Here is a 13,848-nt window from a genome sequence, read left to right as displayed (position 1 = left end):
CTTAATTCCTAACTCCCTCCTGAGGGCCCCAGAAGCTCCGTGAGGAACCTGTGGGTACGTTTCGGCCCCCTGGGCCTGCTTTTGCGCCTAAGGCCCTCCACGGCCTTCTGGACGTCTCCAGATCCCCTCGTTCATCCCGGTTGGGGCGGGTACACCCGGTATGTCGGTGCCCCTCCATTCACCCCCGCCGTGTGCGTGGCCCCAGTTGTTCTCTGTCTTCTTCTTATTTCTTTTATAAATACATAGTCGTAGTAGTAGAGGGCGGCCTGGCGTGTGGACAACTGTATTTTTGCCAGCGCTGGCAAGCACTTAGCCCGCTGCCAACCCTGTGCACCCAGCCCTGCTCCCGTTGTCGCCCGAGCGGGGACAAAAGCGGCGCATCGCACTTTTCTGTGGATAAGCCCCCGGTTGTGCCAAAACTATCCCCAGTTTTACGCACCGGGCGCGTGGGCAGCAAGAAGTTCAATCAAAACGACCCGTAGCGCTACGGCCGTATGCCTTTTTTGCTCTCTAATTGATAGCATTGAGGCAGATGTGACGCTCCGCTTCCGGTGCTGCAGGGGCTTGGGGGGCGCCAGTGAGGCGGTCAGAACCTGCCCAGACGATGGTCGATGTAGCGCACAGGACCTTGGCACAGCACATCCCTCGTACCAGGCCGCAAAGCCGTTTCGTGCAGTCAACGACCGCCTGTGGGTTCCCAAGAGGACCTGAGTGATCCGCAGGGCAGGCTGAGCTGTCGTCACCACGGCCTGGTGGTGATGTCCGTGCAGACAGGCCCCCACAAGCAGAACCGCACGTCGCAGGCGTGTGATGGGTACCCCGGAGTTGGAGTTCTGGTTATTCTTTAATAGCTTTATATATAAATAGCAGTAGTAGTAGAGAACGCCTGTTTGTGTGGACAAGCGTCTTTTCTTCAATGCTGGCGCGTACTTGCGTCGCTGCAAAGTGTGTGGGGCGGCTCGCACAAAGTGCGGGGCTCACCGACAACAACTTTCGGGTGTCGGATTTTTGTGTGGATAACTGCCCGGTTGTGCCAGAACTGTGCCCAGAGTTATCCACAGCTGCGTCGCATGCTGCCATTCGCTGCTCCCCATGGGCTGGCCACCACAACAAAAAAACCCGGCGTTCTGTGAAGAACGCCGGGTTGGCGGGTGTGCGCCTTAGCGCCTGTCAGCCTGGCCGGGGGGCCTTATTTGGCCGGAGCGGGGGCCGGACGGCCTTCGCCCCCGCGCATGCCGCCGTGGTGGTCGCCGTGCCCGTGGCGGCCCTCGCCACCCCGCATGCCACCCATGGGGTGGCCCCGGTGGGCCTGGGCGTCAAAGGTCTTTTGCTGCTCGGGCGTCAGCGTCGCATAGAAGGCCTTGGTGGCCTCGCCACGGCGGTCGGCTTCGGCAGCGTGCTGAGCGCGCAGGGCCCGCATGCGGTCGATGCGTTCCGGCGTGGTCAGCTTGTCCATGTCCTGGCGGTCCAGGCGGGCGGGGCGTTCGCCGGGTTGCATGGCGGTGGTGAAGGTGGTCCAAGCGGATTCCTGTGCAGGCGTCAGCTTGAGCTGGGCCTTGAGGTCTGCCAGCCGCTTGGCATGGCGCTGGGCCATGTCGCCATGGTGGCGTTCATGGCGGCCTTCGGCGGCCTTGGCGGGGGCTGTGGGGGATGCCGCAGGCGCAGCTGGGGGCTGCTGGGCCAGCACAGGCAACGCCATGGCGGCGAGCAGGGCGGTGGCGGCAATGCGGTGAGAGATGTGGTGGGAGAAACGGGATGCCATGGTGGGAGTCCTTTCGCGGTGGTGAGCTCGCTGCAACGACCGTTTCAGCGATTGGAGTCCAGTGTCTGCCGCCCACGTATCGCCACGGTGCGCGTTGGGTGAGGCTGTGTAAAGTTGCAGCGAACGCTTGCAAAGTGGCCTCCGAGATAATTTTGAGCAAATAGTCGGCGATGCGCCAGTGGCATATGCCTTGTTTGCTATTGATTGTGTAGCGTTTTTAGTCCCTCAAGGGATGCCTGTGCCCTAGCGGCCCGGCGCCTGGGTGGCGACCGCCGACAATGGCGGGTTCCGTGTCCGTGTCGTTGTCCGCAGCGACCCCAACCAAAGGTTTTCCGTGTTCAAGAACATGATCGTGTACCGCATTGCTCCGCAATGGCAGGTCGAGCTGACGCAAGTAGAGGACGCCCTGGCCAAGGCCCCGTTCCAGGAATGTGGCGCCACGCAAGAGAAGTCGCTGGGCTGGGTGCCCCCCCGGGGTGAACTACATGGCCCCTTGGTCGAATCGGTGGGCGGGCAGTGGATCCTGCGTTTCATGGTCGAGACCAAGGTGTTGCCCGGCAGCGTGCTGGCGCGCAAGGTCAAGGAAAAGGCCGAACGCATCGAAAAGGAAACCGGCCGCAAGCCCGGCAAGAAGGAGAGCAAGGAGCTGAAAGACGAGGCCAAGCTGGACCTGCTGCCCATGGCCTTCACCAAGCAGGGCTCGATGTGGATCTGGATCGATACAGCCTCGCGCCTGCTGGTGCTGGACACGTCAGCCCAAGGCCGTGCCGATGAAGTGGTGACCTTGCTGGTCGAATCGCTGCCGGGTCTGTCGGTGTCGCTGCTCGACACCCAGACCAGCCCTCAGGCCGCCATGGCCCACTGGCTCAAGGAGCAGGAGCCACCCGTGGGCTTCACGGTGGACCGCGAGTGCGAACTCAAAAGCGCCAACGAGGAAAAAGCCGTGGTGCGCTACGCCCGCCACCCATTGGACATCGAGGAGGTGCAGGCCCACATCGACGCCGGCAAGCTGCCCACCAAGCTCGCCCTCACCTGGGACGACCGCGTGAGCTTCATGCTCACCGAAGGCCTGCAGATCAAGAAGGTGTCGTTCCTGGACACGGTGTTTGAAGGCACCAAGGCGGACGAGGGCGGGTTTGACACTGACGTGGCGATTGCCACGGGCGAGCTGGTCAAGCTGATTCCGGACCTGATCGAGGCGCTGGGGGGGGAGACCGAGAGTGGAGTGGCTGGTGCGGCGCAGGCGGTTGCGTCGGAAGGGGAAGCCGTACATGCGCCTCGGGCAGTTGTGCGAACTGCGGCGTCAACACCGTCACGCAAGGGCGGCGGCGTGATAACTGGGCCGGAACAGGCGCCGGTGGATTCAGATCCAGATGCGGCGCCCTTTTGACAAACATCCAGCTGATCCGCCTATCGTTTAGGCCATTGGCGTAGGTATTAATGCCAGAAGATTAATTAAAAATGGATAATTCTCAATATCAGAAAAATTCTTCCATAGAGACGCTAAGAGCTTTAGCTGTCGCTTTGGTTTTTGTGCACCATCTTCACTCGGGCGCTAACATAACCTTCCTGCCTTTTTTTGCACATCTTGGTGGGTGGCTGGGGGTGCAGATATTTTTTGTCATCAGTGGATATTTAATTATTCTCAGTGCTATCCGGTATTCGGCAAGAGATTATTTTATTCACAGATTTTTTAGAATTTATCCGGCGTATATTTTTTGGTTTTTGGTGTTTTCTTTGGTATTCAATCAGTTGACGCTGGAGGGGCTTGATATCAAAGCGCTGTTGGCGCATCTGAGCTTCCTGCAGCACCTGTTTCCTGATTATTACTACAAATACAATGCGCTGTTTGTTAGCTGGACACTGACCATAGAGTTGGCGTGGTATGTCATCGCCTTCCTATGCGCTGCAAATTTCGCGAAGCACCCTTTGAAAATGACATTCCTGTTCATGGCAATTTCATATGGATGGCTTTTTCTGGGATGGTCCGACCTGTCGATCTACAAAGGGCTGGATTCGAACGCCAGGTTCTTCTTCGTTAACAACAGCTTCATCAGCCAGTTGCCGTTTTTCTTCTTCGGTGCCTATATTGCCATCAAGAAGCCGAAGTTCGACAAGGCAGGATTGTTTGCAGTCTTCTTGATCACCGTGGTTTTGTCATCATCCTGGAAGCAGCATTTTCCGGATCCGGTGTTCATCACTGGTTTTGGGGTAACGGCGCTGTTTCTGATACTTAAGGATACAAATTATCAGAATCCGAAATTTGTCAATGTTCTGTCTGATATTTCCTATTCGTTTTACCTGATTCACTATCCAGTTATAGTCTCTGTAGCGCAGGTGGTCGAAAAGAGATCAATGGTGGTAATTATTTCTGTTGTGATTACCGTTGTGCTTGCTTATCTAAGCCATCGATTTATTGAGCAGCCTTTTATAAGAATGGCAAAGCGGCGCACTGAGAAGGTCGCTTAAAAAGAATGTGCAATCAACCCGATTGCACATCAATTTGACGGTATTAGATGTGTATTTACTTTGACGCGGAAGACCCTGATTTCACTGTCTTGTTGATTTCGCGTACAAACAATTTTCTCCAAACATCCCGGGTTTCGTCTTCCACCAACTGTGGCATGAAGCCGAAGGCCAAAGTTCTTTCACCTTTCACCATGATCCCCTGCTCTTTCTGCAGAAGCTCCGTAGCGACCAGCGTGTAGCCAGCGCGCGGAGTAATGGACGCATAGCTGGTGTACAGAGTCTTCGAAGTTTTGAGCCGGTAAACCTTTCCATCGATAAGAAAGATACCCCCCCGCTTTTTCCACTCAACATTGGCAATCCCAAACACCTCATGCATCCAGTCAAAGGTGGGTTTGCCATTTTCGTCAAACTCACCCAGACGCATGTCCTGAATGAGTGCTCCGCCATTTTTCCAGTAAGTGGTGAGTTTGGCCTTGATGCTCTGTGGCATGGCCGCTTGGTGGGGGACCAGGATGGCGTCGAGTTGCTGGATGATGGGGTCGTCCTGCAACAGGTTCTTTTCGCCGATGATGTGAACGTCCATCCCTGGCTCTTGGCTCAGGATTTTGTAGGACGCGAACAGCGCATCGCGGTGGGGGTTTCTGCCAGCGCTTCGTTCTCCGTGCCACACATGGAAGTTGGTGGTGGAGCCGAGGATGCCGATCTTGATTTGCCCGACGGGCTTGCCGGATGTGGCGGGGAGGGGCTTGGGAGTGGAAGCATTGAGCTTGACCATCTCCAGACTGGCCAGCGCGCCGCCATTTGCCTGGTGCTGGAATCCCCCGATCTCATACCCTATCACGTGGGCTTGCGATAGCGACTGGGCAATAGAGCGTCGGATGACGGGCATCAGCTCTTGGGTTTTCTTGGCGGCCTCCCAGCGTTCTGCATAGGCGCCGACCATGACTTTCTTGTAGCCCAGCGAACCCATGTAGTTGGCCAGCGTCGGCAATACGTCGGAATCGGCCACCAGGCCATAGCCATCGTAGAAATTGAAATCGATGACGGCGATGTCGATGCAGGGGGCCAGTTTTTCCACGATGCCGGTGGCGTAGATGGCGTCGTGCGATGTGAAGGTTTCAGCAAAATAGCCGATGGCCTCTGCGCCTTTGCTGCGGATCACGTTGGCATAGGCGCAGGTGGCTTCCTGCAGGCGGGCCTCTCGGAATTCCTTGTGGGCATGCAGCAGTGGCTCTGCCTTCGGCACGCCTGCGGCTATGTTGTTGTTGTAGTTGATGACCGGTTGCTTGGCGTTGTATTTTTTGGCGAACGCTTGCTGTGTGGAGTCTTTGTAGTCTCTCCACTGGTAGCCCATCTGGCCGTACTTGATTTCGTGTTCTTCCTGAAGGCCGATGGCGTAGCCCAGCACCTTGCCTGGGTAGCGTTTGGAAAAATGCTCTACCGTTTGCGCGATGAACGGGTCAGCGTACTTTCTGACCGCAGGATCTGCGAAGTCGGGCTGCCAGCTTGCCTCGCCTGAGAAATTGCGCATGGCCATGTCCGGGTGTGCCGCAACAATCCATCGGGGCACGGTGGACAGGTTGGGGACGATCTGCCCGGTTTCGTCCTTGTAGGGGCGTCCGCCCATGTCTATCACCAGCAGCAGCGACAGTCCGCCCTGGACGATGGCATCCACATAGCGGTGGTAGTGGGCAAAGTCGTACTGTCCCTTGCGGCTCTCGATGTCGGACCAGTTGAGATACACCGTTGCATGGCTCACACCCTGGGCCTTGAGTTCACTGGGCAGGTTCTTGTTCTGGTTCAGGTCCCACGGCATCACGATGATGCTGGACACGGGAGATGCCGGAGCCGCATGGCAGACCGAGGCAACCAGAGAAAACAGGACGGCTGCGGTACGAAGGATTTTTTTCATGGAATCACTGGCGAAAGGACCCGGGCGCTTTGGTGGCCGCGTGGGACCCGGAGAGAGGAGTCCGTCGGTTGAGCCAGGCATTCTGGTCAACCGGGGCGATTTTTCCATTGTTCCATGAACTGCTGGCCGGCCTGGGGCACACACGGCCGCGATGGCTCCCTTGCACAGACCGGTCAGCGGGGGGCTTTCAGTGTGCGGCCCGCACCATGGCGGATAGCCTGTGTACGTAGGGATCGGTGATTCCCAGCACCCCACACTGCCGCACCAGCTGCTCCAGGTAGTCCCGGTTGCTGCCGATGCGCCCGCAGGCGGTGGCAATGATCGCGGCCGTGGCCTGCAGCGACAGATTGGCCCGGTAATGGGTATGGGCCGTGTTGGCGACCAGCACCAGCGCCTGCACCTCGCCCTGGGGCGTTGGCAGGGGCAGCAGTTGCGGGCAGTAAGCGCCGGTGATCATCTCGCGCCGCCACAGCATGCGGGACTCGTCCTCCACCAGCGGCGCCGGGATGCGGAATGCCAGGCCTTCGCAGCCCTTTGGGTCTTCTTCGCCCGTGCGCTGCAAGGTCAGCACCAGGCCCGGGCAATCAGGGGTGCCCCGGCCGATGGTGGTGCTCAGGGCAAAGCGGCGTGCAAAGCCGGGCAGGCAGGCGCGGCGCACTTCGCCAAAGTGAAAACCTGGGTTCCACATCAGCGAGCCATAGGCAAACACCCACAGATCCTGCTGCTCGGAGGTGATGGTGGAAAGCACCTCGCGGCGGGATTGCTCAACCTCGTTATCTGGCAGGCGCCAGTGGGCGGGCAGGCCCTGACAGCGCGCCTGGGCGTCCCACTCGGCCAGCACCTCGTCGGTGAGGCGCAGGCCTGAGGCATGGGCAGGGGTCAGCCGGCCTTGCAGCTCGGGCAGGTGAAGGAAGGCGTTGTCGGGGGTCATGGGGGCAGTTCCGTGCGCTGGTGTTGGGCGTCAGGTGTCTTAACGCCGCGCCAGGTCAAACACCAGCACCTCGGCGTGGTGGCCGTCGTGCAGGGTCAGCGTGTTTTCGCCGTCCAGCAAGGCGCCATCGCCACCAGACAGTGCGATGCCGTTGACCTGCAGCATCCCCCGCGCCACGTGCACATAGGCCAGGCGTTCAGGGTTCAGCGCTTGGGTGGCAGTTTCGCTGCCGTCCAGCAGGCCTGCCCAGATGGAGGCATCGGCGTTCATGGTCACCGAGCCGTCCTCTCCCCGGCGCGAGGCAATGCGCACCAGGCGGCCCCGGCGGTCTGCGGGCGGGAAGTGTTTTTGTGCGTAGCTGGGGCGGATGCCTGTGAACAGGGGCTTGATCCAGATCTGCAGGAAATGGGTGGGCTGGTCGGGCAGCGCATTGAATTCGCTGTGGCGCACGCCCCAGCCGGCGCTCATGCGCTGTACGTCGCCCGGGTGCAGGATGCCGGTAGGGGCCTCCGCCGAATCAGCCCCTGGCGCCCCCGAGGCCGCTGGGCCGCCAGGTTGTTGGCCGGTGCGTTCGTGCAGGTTGTCCTGGTGGGCCAGGGCGCCGTCGAGTACGTAGCTCACGATCTCCATGTCGCGGTGCCCATGCGTGCCAAAGCCTTTGCCGGGCGCCACTGTGTCATCGTTGAGCACCAGCAGGTTGCCATGGCCCTGGTGGCGCAGGTCGAAGTAGTCGCCAAACGAAAAGCTGTGGGCGCTGTGCAGCCAGCCGGTGGAGGACCGGCCCCGTTCGGAGGAGGGGCGGACGGTGATCATGGGGATTTGTCTTTTGCGCACCCAGTGGTGACACTGCGTGAACTGTAGACGGCCTCGGCGCCGGCATAAACCCGGGGCGGGCAAACGGAGTGTTCTGGAATCGTGACCAATGCCTGCGCAGGGCGGCCGTGGCGCAACAGGGGTTGTGGAGAAGGAGTGTCGGACTACCGCCCCACAAACTGCGGGCTCTGGCGCTGGTGAAACGCCTCCACCCCCGCGCGGAAGTCCTCGGTGCCCGCGCAGTGCACAAAGGCGTCTTTTTCAGCGGCCAGTTGCTCGGGCAGCGTGTGGTCCATCGACGCGCGCATCAGGCGCTTCATCGCACCGTAGGCCAGTGTGGGGCCGCTGGCCAAGCGCTGGGCGAGGGCGGTGGTGGCACTGTCCAGCTCGGCGCCGGGCACCACGCGGTTGACGAGGCCCAGGCGCAGCGCATCGTCCGCGGTGAAGGCCTCGCCCAGCAGCGCAATCTCCAGCGCTTGGCGCACGCCCACGATGCGCGGCAGCGCCCACGATGCACCCACGTCGCAGCTGGTGCCGAGGTTGATGTAGGCCAGGTTGAAGCGTGTGCCTTCGGCAGCGATCACGTAGTCGGCCATCAGCACCAGGCTCAAGCCCGCACCGGCGGCCGCGCCGTGCACCTGCGCGATGACCGGCGCGTTCATCTGTGCCAGCAACTGAAGGGCGGCATTGAGCGGTGTGAGGATGTCGATGGCGCCCTGCACCGGGTCGGCGCGCAGCGTGGCCAGGTCGCCCCCGGCCATGAAGCCACGGCCGTTGCCACGCAGCACCACGGCCCGCACGCCGGGGTCGGCAGCGATGGACTGCACGGCGGCGAGGAAGGCATTGGCCATGGGCACGTCGATGGCGTTGAGTGCCTCGGGCCGGTTGAAGCGCAGCGTGGCGACGGCGCCGTGGCGCTCCAGCAGCAGGGGCGGCTGTGGGGCGGGCGCGGACGGTGCGGTAGCGGCTGCTGCAGGGTCTGTGGCGGTATTTTTCATGTCAAATCCGCTTCAAGCGCTAGTGGATATTGCGCTATCAGCTCCTGTTTTGATAGTAAGTGGATTCCAATGCGCCGAGCCCTGGGCTATTGGTACAGCGCCTCGATCTCGGCCGCATAGGTTTTGTAGATGCTTGCGCGGCGCACCTTCATCGTCGCGGTCACCTCGCCGTCGTCGTGGTCCAGCTCCTTGGTCAGCAGGTGGAACTTGCGGATCTGCGAGACCTGTGCGAGGCGCTGGTTGCCCTGGTTGATTTCGGCATCGATGAGGCCACGCACCTCGGGGTGCTCCACCAGCGAGCGAAAGTGCGTGAACGGAATGCGCCGCGCCTCGGCCCATTTGCCCACGGTCTCGTAGTCGATCATCACCAGCGCGCCGACGAACTTGCGCGCCTCGGCCACGATGATGCATTCCTTGATGAAGGGGCTGCCCTTCATCGTGTTCTCGATCTCGGACGGCGTGAGGTTCTTGCCACCCGCCGTGATCATGATGTCCTTGAGGCGGTCCACGATCTGGATCTGGCCTTGCGATTCACGCACCACGTCGCCCGTGTGCAGCCAGCCATCCACGATGCTGCTGGCCGTGGCCTCGGGGTTCTTGTAATAACCCGCAAACACCATGTCGCCTCGCAATTGCAGCTCACCGTTGTCCGCAATGCGGTGCTCCACGCCCTGCGTGGGCACGCCCACGGTGCCCACCACCACATGATCGAGCCGGTGGCCCGTGACCATGCCGGTGGATTCGGTCAGGCCATACACCTCGATGAGCGGCACACCCAGCACGCGAAAGAACCGCACCACGTCGGGCGGAATGGGCGCGGCCCCCGTGAGCGCGACGTGCGCATTGCGCAGGCCGATGAAGTTCTGCAGCGCGCGGAACACCAGCCAGTAGCTGGCGGCAAAAGTCAGCTTGTCGGCAGCGCTCCAGGCACTGCGCGGCTTGTCGGCCAGCGGCTTGCAGGCGTTGTAGGCCTTGTGGAACAGCGCGCGGCGCAAGCCACCGGTCTCTTGCAGCTTGATGTGGATGGCCGCGTGCAGCTTTTCCCAGATGCGCGGCACGCCCAGGAACATGGTGGGCGCGACTTCGCGCAGGTCTTCCTGCACCGTGCGGATGGACTCGCCAAAGTTCACCTGCGAGCCGATGTACACCGGCACAAAGCTGGTCAGCATCTGCTCGGCCACATGGCACAGCGGCAGGTACGACAGGTGGGTGGTGCCTTGCGACAGCTCCAGCCGGTCCACGATGCCCGGCACCACGCCCCGGATGTTGCGGTACGAAATCATCGCGCCCTTGGGCTTGCCGGTGGAGCCTGAGGTGTAGATCATCAGGCCCACATCGTCGAGCCGCTGGCGTGCCAGAGCATCGTCGATGATGGCTTGTTGGCCCGACGCCTCGCCCAGCCGTTCCACCTCGTCAAAGGTGGTAATGAACTGCCGCACCTCGGGCGCAAAGCTGCGCAGGCCCTTGGTCTCCATGACCACGATCTTTTTCAGGCGCGGCAGATCGGGCAGCGCGGCCAGCAGCTTGTCGGTTTGTTCCTGGTCTTCGCAGACCATGATCTCGATGTCAGCATGGCCGACCACATAGGCCACTTCGTTGGTGGGGCTGGTGGGGTACACACCCACGGTCACGGCGCCCACCAGGCCTGCGCCCATCTGTGCCAGCACCCATTCGATGCGGTTCTCGGAGATCACGCCCACATGCCCGCCCGCAGGCAGGCCCAGAGCGCGCAGCCCCAGGCCGAAGTGGCTGGCACGCTGGTGGTACTGCGCCCAGGTGAAGGGCTTCCAGATACCGAAGTCCTTTTGCCGGATGGCAATGCGCTGCGCGTCGGTGCATGCGCGCTCGCGCAGCATCTGGGGCAGGGTGAGGTCGGGGAGTGTGCTCATGACAGCCAGCGTTTGCGACGCTTGTAGTGCTTGATGTCCTTGAAGCTTTTCGCCTCGCCACCACCGCCCATGCCAAGGTAGAACTCGCGCACGTCCGGGTCGTTGGCCAGGCGCTCGGCCGTGCCGTCGATCACGATCTTGCCGTTCTCCATGATGTAGCCCCGGTGCGCCACGGCCAGGGCCACGGTGGCGTTCTGCTCCACCAGCAGCATGCTGGTGCCGCGCTCGGCATTGATGCGCGCGATGATGGTGAAGATGTCTTCGACGAGCTTGGGAGACAAGCCCAGCGAGGGCTCGTCGAGCAGGATGAGCTGGGGCTGCGCAATCAGCGCGCGGCCAATCGCCAGCATCTGCTGCTCGCCACCCGACAGGTACCCGGCCAGGCCCTTGCGCCGCTCATGCAGGCGCGGAAAGTAGCTGTAGACCAGGTCGAAATCGGGCGTTGCACCGCTGCGCCCCGTGAGCGCATAGGTGGCGGCCACCAGGTTCTCTTCGACCGTCAGGTCTTCAAACACGCGGCGGCCTTCCATCACATGGCTCAGACCGTTGCGCACCAGCTGCTGCGGGGCCACGGCGGCCGTGGGCTGGCCATTGAAGTGGATGCTGCCGCTTTCGACCACACCATCCTCCAGTGCCAGCAGGCCCGAGATGGCCTTGAGCGTGGTGCTTTTGCCCGCCCCATTGCTGCCCAGCAGCGCCACGATCTGCCCGCGCGGCACAGCCAGCGACAGGCCGCGCAGGGCCTGCACTACCTTGTTGTAGATGACCTCGATATTGTTGACTTCGAGGACGTGGGCCGGGGTTGGCTGGGTCATGGCGCAGGCAGTGTCAGAGTTTGATCCAGTCCGATGCCGCGACCATCTTCTGCGCCTTCATGTCGGCGCGGTACACACGGCCCACGGGGATCGAATTCCCGCTGATGGTGATTGGCACGCCGATCAGCCCGCCCGTGTCGAAGTCCTTGATGGAGTTGAGCGCGGCCTTCAGGTTGGGGCCTGTGAGGGGCTTGCCAGCGTCCAGCGTGCGCTTGGCTGCCTCGGTGAACAGCATCGCGGCCAGGAAGCCCTGGATGTAGGCCGTGCTCTGGTACTCGGGCCGCAGGGCGCGAATCTTCTCCAGCATGGGCGCCTTCTCGGTGTCGTAGTAGTAGCGATACGGCATTACACCCATGAAGCCGTCGGCGGCTTCGCCCATCTTCATGACGGTGGAGCTGTCCATGGTCCAGAAGGTGCCCATCCACTTGCTGGTCATGCCCTGCTGCTTGCCCTGGGTGATGAACTCGGGGATGGGCGCGAGGATGTAGCCGTGAAAGATGGTGTAGTCCGGGGCTGCGCGGCGCAGCTTGATGACCTCGGTGGACACGTCCACGCTGCCGGCGGGCGTCATGATCTTGATGGGCACTGACAGGCCCAGCTGCTTGGCCATGGCTTCGCTGGACTCGATGGGGTCGCGGCCGAATTCCGAATCGGAGTACACGAAGGCCACCTTGGCACCAGGCTTTTCCTTGGCGATGTGCTTGAGCAGGATGCCGAACATCTCGGTGTAGTCGGGGCCCACGAGGAACTGGTTGGGGTACTTCTTGGGGTCGTTGAGTTCGGTGGCAAACGACGCGCCGGCCATCAGGATGTTGCCGTTGCGGTCCAGCTCGGGGTTGATGGTTTTGGAGAAGCCCGTGGAGTCGCCGTAGTACAGGTTGACCTTGTTCTGGCTGGTGATCTTCTTGAACGCGGCCACCGACACATCGACCTTGTAGCCCGTGTCCTCGGGCACGTACTTGACCTTGCGGCCCTTGATGCCACCCGCGTCGTTGAGCATCTTCACGTAGTCGCCCATGCCCGCGTTGATGCCCACGCCCGCAAACGCGAACACGCCGGTGAGCGGGATGGAGCCGCCGATCACGATCTCTTCGGCGCCTTGGGCCAGCACCGACAGCGGGCTGGTGAGGGCGGCGGCGCCGGCAGCTGCCAGTAGGGTGCGACGGCGTGGGGAGGTGGGGGTGGGCTGCATGCGTGTCTCCTTGGGGGTTAGTTTCTGAAAGGCCAGAGATGGAAGAAACGACGGACGCGCCGCCACACTTCGGCCAGGCCATGGGGCTCGAAGACGAGAAAACCGATGATGAGCAGGCCAAAGATGACCGTGCGCACGGGCGAGAGGAACACGGTGAGTTCGCTGCCGCCGGGCATCAGGTCCACCACGAGCTTGAGCAGCTCGGGCACCATGGTCATGAACACCGCGCCCAGGATGCCGCCCAGGATGGAGCCCATGCCGCCGACGATGATGGCCGCGAGGAAAAAGATGGACATGAGCAGCGGAAAGCTCTCGGGCGTGACCACGCGAAAGAAGTACGCCCACAGCCCGCCCGCTACCCCCGCATAGAACGACGACAGCCCAAACGACAGCAGCTTGTAGCGCAGCAGCGGTATGCCCAGCACCTCGGCCGAGATGTCGCGGTCGCGAATCGCGATGAACGCACGGCCCACGCGCGTGCGAAACAGGTTGGCCGCGCCCAGCAGCATGAGGAGGGTGACCGGCACGATGAGCCAGTACAGGCGGAACGAGGTGTCGAGCGCCATGCCAAACAGCTTGGCGGGCGGCACGCTCAGGCCGCCGGTGCCGCCAGTGAACTTCCAGTTGGCAAAGATGAAGTGCGCGATGAACGATGCGGCAATGGTGGCAATCGCCAGGTACAGCCCTTTCACGCGCAGCGATGGAATGCCCACGACGATGCCGCCCAGCATGGCGACAAAGCCACCGGCCAGCAGGTTGAGCACAAAGGGCGTGCCCACCTTGGTTTCCAGCACGGCCACGGTGTAAGCCCCCAGGCCCATGAAGGCGGCCTGCCCCAGGCTGACCAGCCCCGTGTAGCCCGTGAGGATGTTGAGGCCCGTGGCGCTGGCCACATTGATGCTGACCAAGCAGGCCAGGTAGAGCCAGTAGTCGCTGGCCATGAAGGGGAATAGCACCAACAGCGCAGCGCCCACGGCCAGCCACACTTTTTGCGTGCGCGAGTCGAACAGCGCCGCGTCGGCGATGTAGGTTTCCTTGAGGGTTCCGATGCGCATGGGTCAGGCCTG

The 13,848-nt window shown here is 61.7% G+C and carries 11 protein-coding genes; 2 read left to right on the top strand and 9 right to left on the bottom strand.

The annotated features are described in order from the left end of the window. Nucleotides 1-1,189 precede the first annotated feature (1,189 nt). Complete coding sequence (locus ASD75_RS01450) at nt 1,190-1,762, bottom strand: Spy/CpxP family protein refolding chaperone (RefSeq protein ID WP_056742512.1); 573 nt, start codon at nt 1,760-1,762, stop codon at nt 1,190-1,192. Between the two features lie 334 nt (nt 1,763-2,096). On the opposite strand from ASD75_RS01450, the gene ASD75_RS01445 reads away from it, so the two are divergent. Beyond that, nucleotides 2,097-3,152: a recombination-associated protein RdgC gene (locus ASD75_RS01445; protein WP_056742511.1), complete on the top strand. Its 1,056-nt coding sequence runs from the start codon at nt 2,097-2,099 to the stop codon at nt 3,150-3,152. Nucleotides 3,153-3,223: 71 nt separating this feature from the next. Next, entirely contained in the window at nt 3,224-4,231 is a 1,008-nt protein-coding gene (locus ASD75_RS01440) for an acyltransferase (RefSeq protein WP_082564841.1), read from the top strand. Nucleotides 4,232-4,286: 55 nt separating this feature from the next. Here ASD75_RS01440 and ASD75_RS01435 read toward each other — a convergent pair whose 3' ends face one another. The 8 genes from ASD75_RS01435 to ASD75_RS01400 all read right to left on the bottom strand — a co-directional run bounded on the left by ASD75_RS01435 (nt 4,287) and on the right by ASD75_RS01400 (nt 13,836). After that, entirely contained in the window at nt 4,287-6,143 is a 1,857-nt protein-coding gene (locus ASD75_RS01435) for a beta-galactosidase (RefSeq protein ID WP_056742506.1), read from the bottom strand. Nucleotides 6,144-6,330: 187 nt separating this feature from the next. Continuing rightward, on the bottom strand, nt 6,331-7,074 hold the full coding sequence (locus ASD75_RS01430) for a gamma-glutamylcyclotransferase (RefSeq protein WP_056742503.1): 744 nt from the start codon (nt 7,072-7,074) through the stop codon (nt 6,331-6,333). Nucleotides 7,075-7,113: 39 nt separating this feature from the next. After that, on the bottom strand, nt 7,114-7,887 hold the full coding sequence (locus ASD75_RS01425) for a pirin family protein (protein WP_056742501.1): 774 nt from the start codon (nt 7,885-7,887) through the stop codon (nt 7,114-7,116). Nucleotides 7,888-8,051: 164 nt separating this feature from the next. Then, nucleotides 8,052-8,885 (bottom strand): enoyl-CoA hydratase/isomerase family protein, encoded by an 834-nt coding sequence (locus ASD75_RS01420; RefSeq protein WP_235511517.1) that lies wholly within the window; start codon nt 8,883-8,885, stop codon nt 8,052-8,054. Between the two features lie 86 nt (nt 8,886-8,971). Further along, the gene (locus ASD75_RS01415; protein WP_056742499.1) at nt 8,972-10,774 is read right to left on the bottom strand and encodes a long-chain fatty acid--CoA ligase; all 1,803 of its coding nucleotides are present in this window, start codon (nt 10,772-10,774) and stop codon (nt 8,972-8,974) included. Further along, nucleotides 10,771-11,589, bottom strand: a complete 819-nt coding sequence (locus tag ASD75_RS01410) for an ABC transporter ATP-binding protein (RefSeq protein ID WP_056742497.1) — start codon at nt 11,587-11,589, stop codon at nt 10,771-10,773. Before ASD75_RS01410 ends, ASD75_RS01415 begins: the two co-directional genes overlap by 4 nt. Before the next feature lie 13 nt (nt 11,590-11,602). Then, nucleotides 11,603-12,781, bottom strand: a complete 1,179-nt coding sequence (locus ASD75_RS01405) for an ABC transporter substrate-binding protein (RefSeq protein WP_056742495.1) — start codon at nt 12,779-12,781, stop codon at nt 11,603-11,605. A 17-nt stretch (nt 12,782-12,798) separates the two neighbouring features. Next, nucleotides 12,799-13,836, bottom strand: a complete 1,038-nt coding sequence (locus ASD75_RS01400; RefSeq protein ID WP_015011893.1) for a branched-chain amino acid ABC transporter permease — start codon at nt 13,834-13,836, stop codon at nt 12,799-12,801. Between the last annotated feature and the right edge of the window lie 12 nt (nt 13,837-13,848).

The sequence above is a fragment of the Acidovorax sp. Root568 genome (assembly GCF_001427445.1).
Taxonomy (GTDB): Bacteria; Pseudomonadota; Gammaproteobacteria; order Burkholderiales; family Burkholderiaceae_C; genus Acidovorax; species Acidovorax delafieldii.
This window is presented reverse-complemented; position numbering and strand designations above follow the sequence as displayed.